Annotated in this window: 11 protein-coding genes; all 11 read right to left on the bottom strand. The window is 31.6% G+C overall.

Going from position 1 to position 20099, the window contains the following annotated elements:
• Positions 1-116: 116 nt before the first annotated feature.
• The 11 genes from Q0731_RS11635 to Q0731_RS11585 all read right to left on the bottom strand — a co-directional run bounded on the left by Q0731_RS11635 (position 117) and on the right by Q0731_RS11585 (position 19787).
• Positions 117-1049: a kelch repeat-containing protein gene (locus tag Q0731_RS11635; protein WP_299064268.1), complete on the bottom strand. Its 933-nt coding sequence runs from the start codon at positions 1047-1049 to the stop codon at positions 117-119.
• A 57-nt stretch (positions 1050-1106) separates the two neighbouring features.
• On the bottom strand, positions 1107-3593 hold the full coding sequence (locus Q0731_RS11630; RefSeq protein ID WP_299064267.1) for a heparinase II/III family protein: 2487 nt from the start codon (positions 3591-3593) through the stop codon (positions 1107-1109).
• A 16-nt stretch (positions 3594-3609) separates the two neighbouring features.
• The gene (locus Q0731_RS11625) at positions 3610-4656 is read right to left on the bottom strand and encodes an alkaline phosphatase family protein (RefSeq protein WP_299064266.1); all 1047 of its coding nucleotides are present in this window, start codon (positions 4654-4656) and stop codon (positions 3610-3612) included.
• 65 nt (positions 4657-4721) lie between these two features.
• Positions 4722-6029, bottom strand: coding sequence for a sulfatase (locus tag Q0731_RS11620; protein ID WP_299064264.1), 1308 nt, complete (start codon positions 6027-6029; stop codon positions 4722-4724).
• 109 nt (positions 6030-6138) lie between these two features.
• Positions 6139-7617 (bottom strand): sulfatase, encoded by a 1479-nt coding sequence (locus Q0731_RS11615; protein ID WP_299064262.1) that lies wholly within the window; start codon positions 7615-7617, stop codon positions 6139-6141.
• 10 nt (positions 7618-7627) lie between these two features.
• Positions 7628-9280, bottom strand: a complete 1653-nt coding sequence (locus tag Q0731_RS11610; protein WP_299064260.1) for a sulfatase-like hydrolase/transferase — start codon at positions 9278-9280, stop codon at positions 7628-7630.
• A gap of 24 nt (positions 9281-9304) precedes the next feature.
• Complete coding sequence (locus Q0731_RS11605) at positions 9305-11851, bottom strand: T9SS type A sorting domain-containing protein (RefSeq protein WP_299064258.1); 2547 nt, start codon at positions 11849-11851, stop codon at positions 9305-9307.
• Between the two features lie 147 nt (positions 11852-11998).
• A complete protein-coding gene (locus Q0731_RS11600; protein ID WP_299064256.1) occupies positions 11999-13489 on the bottom strand; it encodes a sulfatase in 1491 nt (496 codons plus the stop codon).
• A 13-nt stretch (positions 13490-13502) separates the two neighbouring features.
• Entirely contained in the window at positions 13503-14834 is a 1332-nt protein-coding gene (locus Q0731_RS11595; protein ID WP_299064254.1) for a sulfatase, read from the bottom strand.
• Positions 14835-14855: 21 nt separating this feature from the next.
• On the bottom strand, positions 14856-16295 hold the full coding sequence (locus tag Q0731_RS11590) for a BNR-4 repeat-containing protein (RefSeq protein WP_299064252.1): 1440 nt from the start codon (positions 16293-16295) through the stop codon (positions 14856-14858).
• Between the two features lie 9 nt (positions 16296-16304).
• The gene (locus tag Q0731_RS11585; RefSeq protein ID WP_299064250.1) at positions 16305-19787 is read right to left on the bottom strand and encodes a T9SS type A sorting domain-containing protein; all 3483 of its coding nucleotides are present in this window, start codon (positions 19785-19787) and stop codon (positions 16305-16307) included.
• Between the last annotated feature and the right edge of the window lie 312 nt (positions 19788-20099).

Below are 20099 nucleotides of genomic sequence, written 5' to 3'. Positions count from 1 at the left end.
GGACACAAAAAATGTGATTTTTGTGTCCTTTTTTAATCTTGAAAGTAATTTAATGTACTACTTCTGAAAGTGCCTAAGTAGTTTACTAGTATTAAAATCTGTTTTAAAAAATTTAATTAGTTTAATTCCTCTAAAGAGGATAATTCTGGTTTTCCTCCTCTATTTCCACTACCTGCAACAATATATATTTTATTGTTATAAAGAATAGATTGAGTTCCATGTCTTCCCCTCTTTAATAGTAATAAATTTTTCCATTTTTTGGTCGTTAAATCCATCACTTCAACTTCATTATGAGCTGTTTTTTGATTAGCACTTTCACCTCCTATAACAAACAATTTTCCGTTTTTTATAACGTTTGAAGCACCAGCTCTTTTTGTAGGTAAGTTTGATGATTTTGATAAAGTAATCCAATTGTTTTTTATAATTTCATAAACATCAACTTCAGGAATCGTTAAATTAAATGTTTGTTTTGTTTTTGCAGATGAATTTCTACCACTAACACAATAAATTTTATTTTGATGAATAACCGCATGAAAATGATCTCTTGGCCTTGGAGCATCTTTTAAAATAGTCCATTCACCAGTTTTAAAATTGTATGTATCCACCCAAGAAACGTGCCCACTCCAATGTCCATCAGTTATACCACAAACTACATACGCTAAATTACCTTTTACAACAACACCAGCTGAGCCTCTTCTTCTATTTTCTGGAATGGTATTTCCCCAAACCCATTCATTTTTTTTTGTTTGATAAATTAATATTTTATCCAAAGGTTTTTCATGAGGATATTTGCCAGTCATAGCTCCAATAATATAAATATCATCTTTATAAGTTACTGCTTGAAAATGGTGTATTTCAATTGGTGGTTTTGCACCTTGTTTCCAAAAATTTGTTTTTTTATCAAAAATATCTACAGGTTTTATTTTTCTCCCACCAATTAAATAGAATAACCCATTTACCTCTACAAAACCATTTTCATGTCTTGCAGATGGCAAATTATCTGTTGATAATATTTCACTTTTTGAAATTGATTTTTGGCTACAATTCAACAGTAAAAAACAAATTACAACGATAAGTTTTGAATGGATTTTCATCAGTTAATAATACTACTTTTTTGAGTAATCTACATACAAAGTATGCAGCTTTGGATCTATTTTTAATTCGTTGTTTTTATAAACTAACTTTTCACCTTCACCAACATAAATACTTTTTAAAGATTTGTCTTTATGCAATGTTATAACAGCATAAGAACCTTTAAAATAAATATCATCACTCTTAAAAACCTGATTTTTAGATTGCGTAATTACATATTGAATTAGATTCTCAGAAGGTGTTTTACTTCTTATAATCAATCCTTTATAAACACCATCTTGTTCAATTTTTGTAACAGCTTGTATGCTTGGTTTTTCTGAGCTATTGTAAGGCTCAAACACTATCACAAAAGGATTTTTCCAAGCTTCGCCCTTATTTCTTATAACTAAAGTTGGGGTTGGTTTTTTATCATAAGGTTCTGGAGATTCAAAAGTTATAGGTGCTTTTACTTTGGTATATGTTCTATTTTTAAACCCAAGAATATGTAGTTGCATAAACAAGTCATTCCCTTTTAATTTTTTAATATTAAAAGTAGCCTTTACTTTGTTTTCATATTCTTGAGATGTTTTTACATCTTTAAAAAAATGCCATCCTGGATTTCTATATTTTTTATTGTGAATCCATTCAGATTTTGCAGCTGCCATATATCTATTAGGTGTTTTTTCAAACTTCATATCCTTATTTTCAAAAACGAGCTTATCACCAATATTATGATATAAATAATCATGATACTCATTAGGTAATTTCGATTTTGAACGAAAAACATCTATATAAAAACCTGTTGTTGGCGAAGTTCTTATGATACCTAAAGTTCGTTCTTGAGTTGCTTCTGCTTTATCACCTTTATCATCTATAAAACTCGTTTGACTAAAAGAATGATTTGGTGAAATTCCTTCTTCATTAACTTTTGGTTCCATTGAAATCAGCTGAACAGAATTGATACCTAAATTTACCCAACCACCTTCACCTTGAGAACTTCCATTTACGATTACTGTATTATGAGCTGCAAAAATTCTTGAATAGTTTTCGTGCAAATCTTTTCCATATTTTTTACGTCCATGATCAACACCTAAAACTTGTCCTTCTCCATACAATTCAATATTCATACCTTCTGCATGACCATGTACCATGTGTGCACCACCAACAAATCCCATTAATCCATCTTTTGGATTATTTGTTGTACTTAAATTTCTTTGTAATACAATACCTGCATGATACACTCTATCCGTTCTTGGTAATTCAACTTTTTTAGAGTTTCCATAAATTGCATCATCATACCAAAATAGTGCTTCTATACTATTTCTAGAATATGCTCCTTTTTCCATTGCGTTTTTTAGCAATGGAGCAAATTTATCTTGTAAATAGGTTAAACCATCCATCTTTGCTAAAACGTAAGCGTTTTCATAAGCCTGATGAGAACCATGTTGTCTTCGATGACCATCTCCCCAACGTATAATTTCGTGATTTGGATACACCAAATCATCTAATCTTGGTAATGCAAAAAGAATATTAGGATATTTTTTACCCAACTCTAAAGAAGGTTGATATCTGTTAATAACCAACAATAATTTTCCTAAAATTTCTGTAGAATGATTTAAATATTGCGAAGTTTCTGGCCAAATATCACCTTGATTTTTATAGTTTTTTGCCATTATTGGCAAAGCATCTTGATTTTGGGTACTTTCTGATAAAAAATAAGACAACCATTTTTTACGTTCTTTTTTATCATCTAAGGCCAAAGCATTATACACCAAGCTTGGTGCTTCTAAAACAGGATGATTAGAACCTGTTTGCCCATAATTTACAGTAATATTTGCATAGGTTTTAAAAACTTTTTGAGCCTTATTTATAGGAAATAACACTTTTTTATTTTGAATAATATCAAAAGCTTTTCCTTTATTTTTTAAATAAGAAGCAATAAAATCATAAATTAATGGAAGTCTATACCCAATTACTCGTACTTCTCTAAAACCATCATAAGGAAACAACAAACCACCTCTTCCTTTCCATTTAGATATTTTTGATTTCTGAACGGATTTTGTAAAAGAATACAAAATACTACTGGCTACATGTGCGTATTTTTCATCTTGTGTTAAATAATATAGATAACCACAATCTAAAGCTATTTGTAAATTTTCAATTAATAATGCTGCAGGTTTCCATTCTTTATCTGTGGCATTGTCTAAATTTCTATGCTTTCCGTTTTCTATATGATCTGTTTTTAAAAAAGGAGGGAACTCTTTTTCTTTTCCTTCTGCCCAATTGAAAGGTAAATTTTTAAGATAGTTTGTTGGATTTTTATAAAATTTATCAACTTGTTCATCTGTATTAGATTTTAGAGTTGTGTAAATTTTATTCGCCCAAGGTTTAGTTTTTATCTTATTTAAAATTTGATTTCGTTCACTTGATTTTACTAAAATAAATGGACGCTCTAATTCTTGACTTTGTGCTTGAAAAATTACGAAAATCCCAAAAAACAATAAGACGCTTTTTAATTTCATTTCTTTTTATGAATTTCTATTCATTGATAAACCTTATCATAGCTTCTCTATAATGCAAATAATCATTTGGTGGAGAATTTTGATTGTTTTCTAAATATGTTTTTATCCATTTTGGATGATGTATATCTCTAGGATTTCCTTCAAAAATATTTTTTAAAAAAACGCCAGTTGTCTTATTGTTTTTTAAATAATTTAATTTTAAATCATAACCTTTAAGGGATTTTAGTCCCATAAAATAATTGGTCATTAGAGCAACATCAGGCGATTCTGCATAAGGTATTGTACCTCCCTTTTTTATGCCTGGGCCGTAAAAATTCATATAAATTTGCCATGATGATAATTGTTCTGAAAGATGGTTACTTTTTCTTAAAGTTCCCATTCCATGATCTGCAGAAATCACAAAAAAAGAGTTTACCCATAAGCCTTCATTTTTCAAAAACGCTATCAACTTTCCTAATGCAGCATCAGCATTTAAAATAGCTTTAATATATTTAGAGTTTGGATTGTTTTTTTCTTTCGGGCCTTTCCAAGAACTTCTTATTTCTTGTAAATGCAATCTCACCAATCTTGCACCATCTTTTTTGATATGCTTGATACCTAAATCTACAACTGTACTATCTGGTATTATCTCTGCATAATGAGTGTCTGCTGTGGTAAACACATCGTATAAAGTATGCCCACCAACATAAACAGATTTGATTCCTTTTCTTCTTGCAGATAAAAATATATCATCTAGTTGCTGATTTTCAAAGACATGAGTTCCTGTATGCATGCCAATATTTGGTGGTGATGCTCCTCTCCAAGGTTCAGTTCCATCTGGTAATTTTACTCTTCCAACAGGACTGTTAGAATATGCATCTTCTACAACAACACCATTGTCTGCAAAATATTTTAAATTTTTTGCACCAGCTGCTATGGCTGTTTCTACTGCATCTTTCATCAATCCATCGATGATAAATTGAATTACAATAGGTTGTGTCTTTTCTGTTTTTTTAACCTGATTTAACTGACTGCAATTAGTTAAAAGTGAAATAGTTACTATTAAAGTGATGAAATTTTTCATTTTATTAAATTATTTTAGTAAAAAATCTTTTCCCCACTTTGCTCTCAATTCAACAGCAAGTTCTTTTATTTGTATTTATTTGCCTTTTCTTGTTTTCTTTTTAATGCATTTCGCATTTCTTTAAGCACCTCTTTATATTTAACATCTGCAACCATATTCTTATTTTCTGCTGGATCATGTTTACGATTATATAACATCTCTTCTCCATTTTCAAACAGAGAATAAGTAAAATCATCGGTTACTATAGCATCTGCTTTTTTAAAACGAGCATAAGTATATGCTCTAAAAGACTTCTCAGGATTATCTAAAGTAGCTTTAAAACTTTTTCCCATAATATAATTTGGTACAGGTATGTTTGCCAAATCGCAGAGAGTTGGATAAATATCTACACTTTCTACCAATGCTTCAGTATGTTTTCCTGTTGATTTTCCTGGAACTTTTACCACTAAAGGTACCTGTAAAGCGTTATGTAAAGTATTGTGTTTTCCCCAAAACTCATGCTCTCCCAAATGCCAACCATGATCTCCCCAAACTACTACAATTGTGTTTTTTGCCAATCCAAGTGTTTCAAGCTCATTTAAAACGTCACCAACTAACTGATCTACATAACTAACGCAAGCATAATATCCATGACGCATCATTTTATGAAATTCTTCTGTATTGGGTTTATAATCACCAAAGCTATAGCTTTTAAATTCTCCACTACCTCTTAAAGATTTTGGAGCATTTTCAGGCAAATGACGATTATCTGCAATCTCTATTGAATCTCTATCATATAAATCCCAATATTTTTTAGGTGCATAAAAAGGCATATGAGGTCTAAAAAATCCGCAAGCCATAAAAAATGATTCTCCTGATTCTTTAAAACGGCGTAAATCTTTGATCGTTTTTTGTGCGATTTTATAATCTGGATAAGCACTATCATCAACTTCTGGAGCTTCATACACACGTCCATTTCCAGATTTCATAATCACGTCGTTAGTTTTAGGGTCATAACTTACTCTATGTCCACCTTGTGGCATCCAAGGGTTTTCGCTCCAACTTGCTTCTTGAACATCTTTATTATAATGAAAAATTTTTCCATTAGAAATACTTGTATAACCAGCTTCTTTAAAAAGACCTGGTAACGTTTTTGCATTTGGAACATCTTCTTGTGCTTTTGCTCTATAATCTATAAAACGTGTTTTTGTTGGTAGAATACTGGTTAGTAAACTCGCTCTTGAAGCACCACAAACAGGTACATTGCAATAGGCTCTATTAAAGACCAAGCTTTCACTAGCTAGTTTATCTAAATTTGGAGATTTTATATGTTTTGCCCCATAAATATTTAACTCTGGACGTAAATCATCTATAGCAATGAACAAAACATTCATTGGTTTTTGATTTTGAGTAGCTTCAGTTTTCTCTTTTGAGGATTTACAGGAAACTAAAAGAATGGATAAAGCAAATATGTAAGTAAAAAGTTTTTTTATCACCATAATATTACCAATGTTTTATAACGATATAATCGTCTTTTGTGAGTGAATTTTTTATAGAATCTGGAATTTTTCTTCTTGGAGTATCTTGGTCTAACTTGAATCCTTTTTTACCTTTGGGCGTAATAATTGGCATATTCCCATTGTTATCATCCAAAATATCGCCTTGAGCTTTCATCCAAGTAAACATATCTGTTGATAATTGCTTTTTCATCAACTTAAATTCAGGGTTATTTGCTAAGTTGTTTTGTTCAAAAGGATCATTTTCTAAATCGTACAATTCTTCAAAAGGTTCGTTTTTAAATTTGTTTGCTCCTCTTTTTATAAAATAATCTACATTTGGTTTTCCGGTTAAATTTTGTTCAACAACTTCTAATGAATTAAAATTTCTGATGTATTTGTAACGTTTATCACGAATCATTCTTGATGGAAAAATCTCTGAATTCAGAATATTTTGATTGGTTCTTACTCCATACACATAATTGTTAATTGCTTCATCTTTTCCTTTTAAAATGGATAAGAAACTTTTACCATCGACATTTTCGGGTACTTTACCTCCTGCAACATCCATAAAAGTTGGTAATACATCTGTATAATGTATCAGCTGATTTGATGTTGTTCCTGCTTTAATCACTTTAGGCCAACGTACTACAAAAGGTACTTTTAAACCAATGTCTTTTACGGTAAACTTTCCTGAAACTCCATGATCTGCACTATAAATAAACAAAGTGTTTTCATCTAAATGAGCATCAACAAATTCCAATACTTTTTCAATCTGTGTATCGTCTTCTGCTATACTTCTGTAGTAACCTGCCCTACTTTTAACATACGATTTATCATTTTTTTTATGTTCATTAAAAGGATAAAATTTAAGGTCGTTAGCATCTGGATTTTTAACATCAAAATATTTTCCATGTGGATATTTTGAAGTGATGAACATACAAAAAGGCTTTTTTATAGTTTTCATATAATTTTCAATACTGTCTAAAGGAATGTAATCTCTTGGCACATCTTTTTTAGGAACAGGTTCCCATTCTTTATCCCATTGATAAACACTTGATGGTTTTACGTGACTTTTTCCTGCTAGAACAACTTCATAACCTAATTTTTTCATCCTAGAAGTTACACTTTCCATATTGGGTCTTGTTGCTGTATGATTGGCAAAACAACCATTTTTAACAGGATAATTTCCAGTGAAAATTTGAGATCTACTGGGTGCACAAATGGCTTGAGCTGTAAATGCATTGGTAAATAACATTCCTTCTTTTGCCAACCTATCTACTGCTGCTGTATTCACCTTTTCGTTACCATAACAACCATAATCGTACACATCTTGGTCGTCTGCTAAATAAAATATGATGTTGGGTTTTTCATTCTGATGTACATCAACTTTAGCAACATTGTTAGATTTATTGTTACCAATACATCCTGTAAAAGCTAAACTTAGCAACATTAAAAAAGGTAAAACCAAGGACTTTATACTCATTTCTTAAATTCTATTGTTGATACTTTTTTACACCTTCTACTTTAGGATAAGGCACTTTTTCTTTGTTTTTTACCCAAGTTCCTGTTGGTGCATTATTGGTTTTTAACCAAGCTAACATATCTGCATTCATTTGCAATGCAATTTCCATTTCTTTGGATGAAGGATTCTTTAAAATATTTCTTTTTTCTGAAATATCTTTGGTGATGTTATACATTTCAAATGCTTCCGTTTCATAAAAATAAAACAACTTAAAATATTCTTCTCCTACTCTTGTTTGAATTAAAGTTGTTGGCGAAAAACGTTCATCCATATATCCTGGAAGATGCCAAAACAAATTATCTCTTGAAATTCTTTTTGCTTTTCCTGTTAAAACTTTTGCAAAAGAAACTCCATCATATTTAGGTTTACTTCCATCTTTCTTTTTTAATGTAGTAACATCTACTCCAGCCAAATCTGCTAAAGTTGGTAAAAAATCGATACAATGCACTGCTTGATTGGTTATGGAATTTTCTTTTATCACATCTGGATATCTAAAAATTAATGGAACTCTAAGACCACCTTCTGTTAAGTTTCCTTTTTTACCTTTCAGTGGATTATTTTCTCTTAGCCCTCCATTATCAGAATAAAAAATGAAAATAGTATTGTTGGTGATGTCATCAGAAAAATCGCCATCTCCATTTGGATCTTTTAGGGCATCATTTATTTTTCCAACATTTTGATCTAACAACTCAATCATAGATGCATATTCTGCAACTCTTGGATTCAATCCTCTTTTTGCATATTTTTCAGTTAAATCTTTTCTACCTGTAACATCAGAATGAACTGCGTGAAAAGGCACATACAAAAAGAAAGGATTTTCGTTGTTTGCTTTTTCTTTTATGTAATCTACAGAAAAATCTCCAATGGCATCTGTAAGATGTTTTGGTGTTCCTTTTAAAAGTTCTAAATTTCCTTGAGATTGATAAGGCTTTAAAGTTGTATTGATGTATTCATCATCATAAGGATTTGCATATTTATCTACAAATTCTGAATTAAACGTCCATCCTTTTTTATCGGAATTTAGTGCTAAATAGAAAGATTTTGTTCTTTTTCCGTTAATTGGAGCTGCTATAATGTGATGAATATCTGCTGGTAAATCTATACCATAATCACCTTTTAAAGGATGTGGAGTTCCGTGACTTTTACCAACTAAAGCAGTTTGATAGCCTTTTGTTTTTAAAACATCAAACATATTGATACCCTCTTCTGCAATTACCTTTTTTTGCTTGTGAGGTTCAATAAGTACATTTGGAAATCCTTTAGTTCTTTTGTCTTGTCTTTTTAAAGAACCTACATTATACACCTGATTATCTAAACCTGTTGCATATTGTCCGCTAATTAAAGCCGCTCTTGATGGCGCACAATTTTGGTTGGTATAGGCATTTGTAAAAGACATTCCTTGTGTTGCCAATTTATCGATTACAGGCGTTTCAAAAATTTTAGAACCGTTGTTTTTGTTTGTATTTCCTGTGCTTACATCTACCCAACCTAAATCATCAGCAAAAATGAATACAATGTTTGGTTGTTTACGATTACTCTCTTTTTTTTGTTGTTTTGATGAGTTACAATTAAACAATATCAGTGTTAAAAAACAGATAATTGAGATTTGCGATATTCTCTTCATTTAAATTTTACTTTTTTACAATTTTTAATTGTATAATAATTTTTTAAAAGTATTCTCTAGTTTTAGGATATACAATCCTTTTGAAAAACTAGAAACATCAATTACTTGTCCCTTTCCTGAAAGAATTTTAGCTCCATTTAAATTATAAATTTCCCAATTTTCTAGAGTATGATTTTTAATGGTAAATACTCCATTTGAACTTGGGTTTGGAAAAACAACAAATTCATTTATTAAGTTGTTCTCGTCAATAGAAAGACTTTCTTGAACAAAAACAGCTTTAATGTTTAAGTCTGAACTTACTGTAATTTCTAGAGGATTATCTGAACTTACAATATCACCTGTCCAACCTTGAAACTCCCAACCTTGATCTGGAATTGCATTTAAATTAAATTTTTGTCCTGAAAAAGAGGTTCCACTTATATAATTAAGTAAACCATTACCTTCTTTACTAATTGATACATCAAAAACCTCAACATCATTTTTAGTCATGAATTCAATTCGATCAAAAACAATACTACCTGTGCTTACTCTTTCATATACTTTAAATTCATTAATAGTTCCTGTCCAATGAGACCAATTTGTTAAATCTACATTAATCGTATGCCATTCACCATCATTGGGTATTGTAATTTTTTTTCTTCCTGAAGCAAATTCAGTACCTGGAACATTAGCAGCCATTTGTAACGTAGAACCTTCTGTAGTATTTTTAACTACCAATTGTAACGTTTCATACAAATCTGAATTGATATTTAAACCTGTAATTGCTGCCATAGGAAATGCAAATCCGCTTGAATAATTTAAGGTTAATTTGTCATCATCTTTATTTATACTCATTCCAGAACTTACTGCTGTCCAAGGTTCAAAATCTTCTGTAGTTGTCCAAACCACAGTTGCTGGTGTTATGGTTGACTGAAAATAATCTTCGGTTCTAAACTCAAATTTTTCGAATGCAAAAGAAGGTATTTCTGTATCTACACTAATTATAGATCCCGATTTCCCATCTGTACGTGCTGTAGTTACAATACTTTTCCATTCAGAATATTTATGCGAATTTGGGTTTTCGTAAACTTGATAAGCCGCTAAACCAGCATCGGTTAGAATTCTTTCTGGTTCACCTTTATTGTCAAATCCGCTTTTTACAAAGCCAGCATTTTCTTTTAAAAAATTCTGCAATTTATTATTGTCTTTACTGTAAGCTATATTTCTGTAATACAAAGTTGTCCCTTCAGCTAATTCTGATGTAAAAGAAACGTTTACATTTTCGCTATCTCTATAGGTTAAAGAACTATTGTTATAATTATAAAGTAATACATCATATTCTGTTTCATTCTCTTTTTTTGCAAAAATGGCATCCAAGTCATTTGTAGAAGTTTGTGGAGCTCCAGTAACCACTGTTGTATAACGATTCTTATCATTCATTGTATTTAATACAGTAATTCCTGGAGGATCTTGAGACCCTGTTCTATTACCCCATCTGTATATTAAATCTAAACCTTTGTCTTTATTTTTATAATAAATGTTAGAAAAATACAATTCAACAATTTCTGCATGGGTTGTTTCTGCGTTGATAAATCCTTTGCCATCAGCACCATTCATAGTAGTTACAGTAGCATACTCCATTAAATCAATAATAGCATTGGCATTCCATTTTGGATGATTTACTAAATCTGCAAATAAATGATCATATTTAATGCTCATGTTACGTAAAGTGCCACTACCTAAAACCACATAGTCTGAGACTCCCCAAAAATCATATCTTACATTATTATCAGCACAATATTCAATTAAATCTTCAGCAAAAGAAGCAAAAGGTTCTCCTTTGTAATTTAAAACAGATCCGTTTTTGAATAAAAAATCTGGGGCTCTAGTGTGCAAACCAATAACAGCATTTGGCAACACTGCTCTTACCGCTTTTTCAGTATTTTCAAAATGTTCGATAAAATCCTGTTTAGTGCCAAACCAATGATCTGGTGTTTCAATTTCTGAACCTACTCTAAAACGCCAAGACAATACTTTTTCTTCACCATAAGTAGCTACTAAATGTGTCATTAACGCTTTTATATAATCATGATACGCTTGTTTATTGGCTGGTGGTAATGAGTTTCCATAAATGGATATTTGCTCATCTTCTCTAAAATTAACATTATCTCTAGTTCCTGCTGGAATAAAAGTATAACCGTGTTGAAAAGCCCAAGAAGGTTGGTCTAGTACAATTTGATGAATTTCTGTTTGAGAGTTGATGATTTTATCCAATCTGTCCGTTAAACGCTCAAATTTATAGACATATTTATTATTGATAGAATCGTATAAACAGGTATCAAAATCTAAGTCTTTTACGTTTTGTCCATTTACAGTTTTCTTGATTCCACCAATCATTCTTACAATGTTCATTTTTAGTCCAGGACGAATATTAGAGCCATTTTGGGGACTAATTCTATTAGCGATAGACCAAATATTATGCAAAGGTTCTTTTTTATTAGCATCGTCTGTAAAATCTGTGGACACTTGAACCTGAGCATGTATACTTGAAAAGAAAAAAACAAGCAGCACTAAAACCAAATTTTTTTTCATATTGTTAATCGTTTGCATTAATAGATTATAAAGAATATTAGGCAAAATACTTTAACAATAATAAGTTATTGTCCTGTTCTGTACTGAATTAACCATTCTTTAACAAAAACAATTATTAAATCTAAAATTTTAATATAATTTCTGGATTTAATTAGTACCAATTCTAACTTTCTGCTTCACAAAATAAGGTTGAAATGTATAGTTGGATTTTGCATCCCATTTAGAATTCACCTTAGGTAAAAGCTTTTTCATTTCTTCAATTTGAAGCTTGTATTTAGGATTGTTAGCTTCATTATTCCATTCATTGGGATCTACACTATGATCGTAAAATTCTTGAGTTCCATCTTCATATTGAATATACCTAAAACCATCTTTTTTTATGGCGTGATTGTTCATACCAAAAGTTGTTAAGGCAAAAGAGTTGTCAATTCCTGCGTCATTTTGCATCATAGCCACTAAACTATTCCCTTCATTTCTTTTGTAAGCTGGTAAGCCACTTAATTCTAACAAAGTCGGATAAATAGACAACATTTCAACGGGCGCATTAATTTTCTTTCCTTTTGGCAAATTTGGAGCAGCAAATAGCAAAGGCGCTTTTGTTGCAGTTTCCCAAAGTGCGTGTTTTGCAAATGTTCCTTTTTCTCCTAATCTGTATCCGTGATCCGACCACAAAACGATAATCGTATTATCTGCATATTTACTATTTTCTAAAGCATCTAAAACACGACCCAATTCGTAATCTACATAACTTATACAGGCCAAATAAGCCTGAACAATTTTTTTCCATTCACCACTTTCTTTTGCCCATTCAGTAGATGGCATCATTGGTAAATCGTTAATTTGCATTCCTACAGGTGGAATATCATTTAAATCATCTGATTTGTATGGAGGTGTTTCAATTTTATCTAAAGGATACAAATCGAACCATTTTTGAGGCACATACAAAGGCACATGCACTCGTAAAAAACCAAGTCCCATAAAAAATGGTTTTTCGTAATCTCTTTGTAGACGTTCTGCAACCCAATTTACAGAATTGTAATCTGGCATTAAAGTGTCATTCTCTGGAAAAGCACCCCAATCTGTACTTGTTCTTCCGTATTTTTCTTTTTTAGATTTTGATGTTCCAAAACCATCCCAAACAAAACGCTTTTTAGGATAAGGACCAAAACCTCTAACACGACCTCCAGATTCGTTAAAAACACTATCTGGAGCGTGAATATGAAATAACTTTCCAATTCCCATTGTATGGTACCCATTATGCTCAAAATACTCTGGCAGAAACTTAATATCTTTTGTTGCAGGATTATCTTTTCTTCGGATTTGATTGTCTGGCGTCATTCCATAAATACCAGTGGTTGATGGACGTAAACCCGTCATTAAAGAAGCTCTTGAAGGCCCACATAATGGAGCTTGCACGTGTGCGTTTGTGAATGTAATGCCCATTTTTGCAAGCCTATCAAAATTGGGCGTTTTTACATTTGAAAAATTTTGAATAGGACTAATCCAATTGTTTAAATCATCTACAGCAATAAAAAGTACATTTGGTTTTGAGGTTGAGTTTTTCTTTAGATCGGATTTTTCTTGTTTACAGGAAAATATGCTCACCAATAAAACCACTAATAATATACTTTTTTTCATAATTTTATATTCTTTAATTAGCTCTAAATCCTGCTATTTTTTCTTTTAAATCTTTCACAATTTCAGGATTACTTGCTGCAATATTTTTTTTCTCATAAGGGTCTTCATCAATATTAAATAATTGAACAACTTCACCTTTCTTTCTAACTGGGTCTGGAACGATTATCTTGTAAGGTGGAAAAATTGCCATATTGTAAAACATACTATTTTCAATGGTATCAAAATCGTGTGCATACACTTCTCCAAAAATACCTTTACGCTTATGTAACGTTTCTTTGTCTAAAACACTTATTCCTGGTAAATTATTAGGTTTTTCTATATTTAAAATATCTAAAACTGTAGGTACCATATCTATACTACTAACAACGGTTTCTGTATCCATTTTAGGTTTTATTTTACCTGCCCATTTATACATGATTGGTGTACGAATCCCCATATCATAAGGAGCACGTTTAGAATCTGACATATACCCACTTTTATCAGGGTTTTGTCTCCAACCATTATCACATACATACACAAATAAGGTGTTTTCTGTTAAACCTTTTTCTTCTATTAAATCGAATAACTGTCCGCAAGTTTCATCAAACCACTCTATCATTGCCCAATATTTTGCCAAATGCTCAGAGTCTGTTTTCTTTTTATATTTTTCGAACAAATGCTGTGGTGGGTTATGAGGTCTGTGAGGTAAAAATGGAGCATACCATAAAAAGAAAGGTTTCTTTTCTTTTAATGCTAAATCTACATAATTGTTTATGGTATCTAAACCCTCTCTTCCAATTTTAAGACCATAATCTCCATGTCTTCCTCCTCTTTTAGGGTTTCCATGGGTCATACCATAATCAAAACCACCAACTTTGTGATTTCCATGCCACCATTTTCCTGTTTGAAACGACAAATAGCCTTTTTCTTTTAACATATCTGGCAATGTAGTTTGTTTTTCAAATGCAGAAATGATGGGTTTATATGCTTCTGCCCTATTTTTTTGACTTGTTTTACGATCTCCTTTTACACGATCGTAAACTTTATCATTTCCTAAAATTCCGTGGTTTTTAGGATACAGACCTGTAATTATTGAAGCCAATGACGGAGAGCATAAAGGAGTAGGAACGTAACCTTTTGTAAAAGTTAAACTTTCGGAAGCAAACTTGTCTAAACGTGGAGTTTCTATATTTTCATCACCCATAAAACTATAATCTGTCCAAGATTGATCATCAGACAAAATGAATACAATGTTTGGTTGATTTTGCGCTTTACTAGACGTACTTTCGGTCTCTTTTTTAGTTTCTTTACCACAAGAAATTAAAATGCTTACAGCAAATATTACTAGGGATATTTTTTTAATCATTTTCATTTTAGGTTCGATTTATTATTTTTTGGTTTGTTTTATTAATGGTTTTTCAAGTATAGTTTCTTTTTTATTTCGTTTTATGGGTCCATTATCTCCTACAAGATACATTTTTCTAAAATCTGAGCCTTCTTCTTTTTGCCCAACAATAATTCTAGCATCAGGATGTGGGTTATCAATAAGCGCAGATATTACAAATCCTGAATTTTCTTTACTTAAAAAAATTTTGTTCTTTTTAAAAGAAGCTCCTCCATCAAAACTATCCCATCTGCTTATTTCGCCAACATCATTGTTTGTTTCACTTTCTAAATAAATGCTAACTTCTTTTGCTGATGTTACTTCCAAATCTCCATTTCCTCTAGGCAAATCAGTATTCTTACTTTGCAGCCACTCTTGTCCATTCCATCTATAATGTTGTAATCGTTTTGGACCGCTTCTTTTAGCACCAATATCTGGCCCAACTAGCACAATAACTTGCGGATTTCCATTAGGATCTACATCTGCAATCGCCTGAAAAGTCCAATCGTTTGGTATCTTATTTACCAATGCTTTTTCGTCTGCCATTTCTTTAGTTAAAGGCATTTCTAAAGATTCATTTTTAACATTTTTCCAGATATCTTTTTTTGTATCAAAAACCATATAATACAAATTATGCCTTTCTGGAATGTGTCCTCTTGCATCTTGACTATTTTTGTTGTCTCTACAAATATGATAATCGAATGCTACAATAATATCATCTCCATTTCCTTTACTTACCCAAGGATACCAAGAATCTTCAGCTTCGATATTTTGCTGACGTTTGTGTTTTAAAAAGGAAACTGGCTCGTTGAAAGTAACACCATTGTCTGTAGACTTTTGATACACCCAATTACTTCTATGCGCTCCATGACGATAAAACAAATAAATATCTCCATTATCCATTTTTACAAACTGGCTGTATGTACCAAATATGGAAATATTATCTAGTGTTTCCCACTCAGAAATATCTAAAGGTTTTTTAGAAACTGCATGTAGGTTTTTTCCATAATGATGATTTCCTAAAGGATTATTGCCATCTGAGGGAGTTCCTCCATGACCTCCAAAAGCGATATGAATATAACCTGCATCATCAATAAGAAGTGCAGGCTTGCCATGATTATCTATCTTTTTCTTTCGATTTGGGTCTTTACCCATTTGGCTAACACCAGCTTTAAACGGACCTTTCCATTCTTTAGTCGTATGATTATAGGAAGCTACGTAAGGATCTTCTAATGCTCCTTGGTAAGCTACGTAGGTAATCCCTTTGTAATAAACGCCAGAAGGATGTTGCACAATCGCAACTGCATTTCCAAAACCGTTGTCTGCAAAATAGTCTACCATTTGGTTTTCTCCATCATTGCCTTGTAAGTCATTTTTATTTGACTTACAACCCAATAGGATGAATACTAAGAAAAATAAAACAATATAACGCTTATGAATCATTGCTTGTCATTATTTTACGATGAGTTTTTTTGTAAATTGATTTCCTTGTTCGCCTTGAACAACAATAAAATACATTCCACTTGCCATTTTATATTCTTGAGTATTAATCGTTAATTCGTTTTGAATCTTGTTATTCGTATAAACTCTTCTACCAAGAACATTATAAATGCTTACGTTTTTCCAATTAGATTTATTCACTTTTATTGTAAAAGAATCACTTGTAGGATTAGGAAATACATTTAGATTAAATTTATCTTCATTTTGTATTTCTGATACCGAAAGACTTTTTAATTTTAACTCAAAAGAATCTAAATCGAAACCAAAATTTAACATACTAAACCTTAGAACATGCTGTCCTGCTTCCATATCAAATCTTCCAATAGATTCTGTTAAATATGTACCAGTACCAGTATTGGTTAAGATCACATCACTTAAAAATGTTATATTTTCATCAGGAAAAGAAACCGTAAGTTGTTTAAATGCTGGACTTCTTCTTGTTTGATGTGTAACCTCTAATTCGTAATTTCCTGCGTGGGTAACATCAATAGTATATTCTAACCACTCTCCATTTTTTATATCTCTCACAATTTGCCCATTAGTACTAATATCAACCATTTCATTTGGTCTAAATGATGAACTATTTTGATTTTTCTTGTCCCAATACGCAATATCAATTCCACCATTATCATAATGTTCAAATTCTATTTTCCCTGGAACAGAATGTGGTTGATTATCTGAAGTATATGCCCATTGATTAGGTGTTACAATGGTTAACGACCTTTCTACAACATTACCCTGTGCATCTTTAGCTTCAATTTTAAGTACATAGTTAAGTTCTGTTAGGTTTGTTAATTCAGGTATAGAAGACCAAACAAATGGAGCTACTGTTTTTTTACCGACATTTGTATTATTTACATATAATGTAGCTTCTGTAAAATCTGTACCTACCAATGCTTCAACTGTTACATCTGCACCTTTCGCAAATTCTTGATTATTCACAAGATTTTTAAATCCAAGAACTCTACTATTATCAACTGCTACTTCAATAATTTTTTGCCCTTTATTTTCATTACCTACTTGTAACGAATGTTCTCCAAAAGACAAACTTTTACCTTCCCCAATGTATAATGTAATGAACGCTTTTTCAAGATCTTGTTCATGTCGTATAATTGCAAAGTGACCCGTAAAGTTGATGCCTAAACTAGCAATACTAAGTACTTTTGTAGCATCTTCTTGTGTAAGGATATAATCTACAATGACCTTATCACCTATTTGACTCTCTACTTTAGCTCCAACAATAACGTTATCTCTATATAAATGCTCAACAGATTTAACACTTGTATTTATAGATTTAGAAGGTTCAAAAATATGAACATACGGTTTGTCCCAAGCCTCTCCTTCTTGTCTTATGGCAAGTATTTGTGTTTTTTTATTTATGTATCCTCCTTTAGCTTCACGAGTTGCAGGCCCTAAAGCTTTTGTGTATTCTCTAGAAACTCCAGATGGAGCAAACATATTCATATACGTGTTGGTCTCATTCAAATCGAAACGAACCTGTATTGCTGCATCTGTAGATTGTGTAACGTTGGTATCTTCGAAAAATCGCCAACCTGGAGATTTTTGTAAATCGCCAATATCATTTTGATACCTGGTTGTTGGAGAAACCGCTAATTCTGTTCCATCCATTGTCATTACATTCGTTACATCACCTATATTATGATATATGTAATCATGAAAATTATTTTCGCCCAAAGATTTTGAACGAAACATATCAAAATAATATCCTGTGGTTTTACTGGTTCTAATTGTACTTAAGGTTCTTTTTTGTTGGTCATTATTAACCTTATCGTCTAAGAATTGTGTAGCAAAACTAAAATTAGAGTTAATAGGATCTTCCAAATGTTTTGGTTCTGCAGCTTCATTAACGGTGGTGTTCATCCATAAATAAGAATTTGAATTCCAAGAACCGGGTTGAATACCGTGCGTAGTCCCGTTAACAATCATTGTATTATTTCCTGCATGTCGCCAAAAATAATTTGTGTGTTCTGGTAATTTCCTTTCTGCAACTGTTTTGGGTAACCCTGCACCAGGAGCCATAATATAATTAGCCCCATACAATTCCATAGTAATTCCTGTAGCATGAGAATGCACATAGTGTGCACCTCCTATAATACCAGTAAGACCATAATCTTCATTATTTTCTTTTACTAAATTACGTTGCAAGGCGACTCCTGCGTGTTTGATAATAACAGTTGGTTTTTCAAAATCAATTTCTCCAGCTATAGTTTTAGGTATATCTGTAGCCCAAAACAATTGTTCAAAAGCATCTACGTTTTCATACGTACTTATTTTGATGTTTGGTGTATAACCTCCAACAGCGTCATATGCTTGTCTTAAAGCTATTTCTGCTTTTTGAACATAATCGCTTAACCCCTTTCTTGATGCAAAATTGTGTGTGTATCTGTAAATTTTTCTTGTTTGATCACTGTATCTTTTAGAATCGCCAAATCGTACAAAAGTCCTGTTAGGATGCCTTAAATTATCAAATAGAAAATTTCCGTCTAATATTTTTGTGTAATTGTTCAAAACGTTCAATTCTGGCTTCAATCTATCTACCATATTGAGTACCATAGTTACATTGGGCATAAAACTATAGCTTATAGGCTCTGGCCAAATACCTTGATCTCCAAATATTGGTAAAACAGTTTTGGTAAAAGAATTTTGACGTTTTGTTCCTGTTTCCCAAAAAATAGTAAACAATCTTTCTCTTTCAGCATCATCCTCTACACAAAGTATGGTAAATAAAGAACCTGGTGCAGTTAAAATAGGGTGATTACTAACTACTTTGCCATATCTGGTGTCTTGACCAGTAAATTCTCCTAGAGCATTTACTGCAATATTGTGTACTGCTTTTTGAGCTTTTACATTATCGAAAGGAATTTTATTATCTGAAGATTTTTGATACACTTTCGTTTCTGGTTTCTTTAAATAATTCACCATAAAATCATATGCAATCGCAAATTGCAAATAGCCTGTTCTAGGATCTGCAAAGTAATTACCGCTCATTGCAGTCTTATCTGGTGTTCTTGGAGCAAGTTCTTCTATATAATACCATAAAACATCTGCAGCAAATTGAGCATATTTCTCTTCTCCAGAAAGATAATAAATCATAGCTGCGTATGATGCGTGATTTAAAATTGAAGCATGTCCTGAAATGGCAGAACCTGCATTTGCTTCAGATACGTTATCGTCTGCGGCTAATGCTGGAATAGTATTTAAAAATGCTGCTGGATTGGAAATATGAGCATTTACTTTAGTATCTACAAGCCCTCTTATTTGAGATACAATGTTACTTGCCCAATCATAATTTTGAATTTTTTGTAAAATTGCTGGTTTTTCAGCAGCAGTAGTCCAAATAATTGGATGTTCTAAAGATTGTGATGTTGCAACAAAACTTTGTATTAGAATTAATAAGAATACAATTTTTTTCATTTGATGAAATTTAATTTAACGTCTATTATTGTAACAATTTGTGAATTTTGTCTGTCAAAAAATAACTGATAATAGTTAAGACTTTAAAATTAAGAAGACAAATTGACCAAACTATCCTTGAGTCTCCTGCTTATTTAAAAAGTATTTTTAGACATTTCATTTTTCTCATTTCAAAAATATCTATTCATTTTACTTATGTAACTTTTGTCTTATAAGGAAGTTTTTCTAGTTGGTTTATTTTGATTGAAGTTTACTGACAAAAAAATTAATTCATTGTGTTTAAATAAGTTTGATTATACACTGCTAAACATC

It is taken from the genome of uncultured Polaribacter sp. (assembly GCF_947497695.1).
Taxonomy (GTDB): domain Bacteria; phylum Bacteroidota; class Bacteroidia; order Flavobacteriales; family Flavobacteriaceae; genus Polaribacter.
Note: the sequence above shows the minus strand (reverse complement) of the source record. Positions and strands in the feature narration are given on the sequence as shown.

Coding starts and splice junctions, on each gene's coding strand:
- Q0731_RS11630 (WP_299064267.1), bottom strand. CDS start 3,593: ATGAAATTAAAAAGCGTCTTATTGTTTTTTGGGATTTTCGTAATTTTT.
- Q0731_RS11625 (WP_299064266.1), bottom strand. CDS start 4,656: ATGAAAAATTTCATCACTTTAATAGTAACTATTTCACTTTTAACTAAT.
- Q0731_RS11620 (WP_299064264.1), bottom strand. CDS start 6,029: ATGAATGTTTTGTTCATTGCTATAGATGATTTACGTCCAGAGTTAAAT.
- Q0731_RS11615 (WP_299064262.1), bottom strand. CDS start 7,617: ATGAGTATAAAGTCCTTGGTTTTACCTTTTTTAATGTTGCTAAGTTTA.
- Q0731_RS11610 (WP_299064260.1), bottom strand. CDS start 9,280: ATGAAGAGAATATCGCAAATCTCAATTATCTGTTTTTTAACACTGATA.
- Q0731_RS11605 (WP_299064258.1), bottom strand. CDS start 11,851: ATGAAAAAAAATTTGGTTTTAGTGCTGCTTGTTTTTTTCTTTTCAAGT.
- Q0731_RS11600 (WP_299064256.1), bottom strand. CDS start 13,489: ATGAAAAAAAGTATATTATTAGTGGTTTTATTGGTGAGCATATTTTCC.
- Q0731_RS11595 (WP_299064254.1), bottom strand. CDS start 14,834: ATGATTAAAAAAATATCCCTAGTAATATTTGCTGTAAGCATTTTAATT.
- Q0731_RS11590 (WP_299064252.1), bottom strand. CDS start 16,295: ATGATTCATAAGCGTTATATTGTTTTATTTTTCTTAGTATTCATCCTA.
- Q0731_RS11585 (WP_299064250.1), bottom strand. CDS start 19,787: ATGAAAAAAATTGTATTCTTATTAATTCTAATACAAAGTTTTGTTGCA.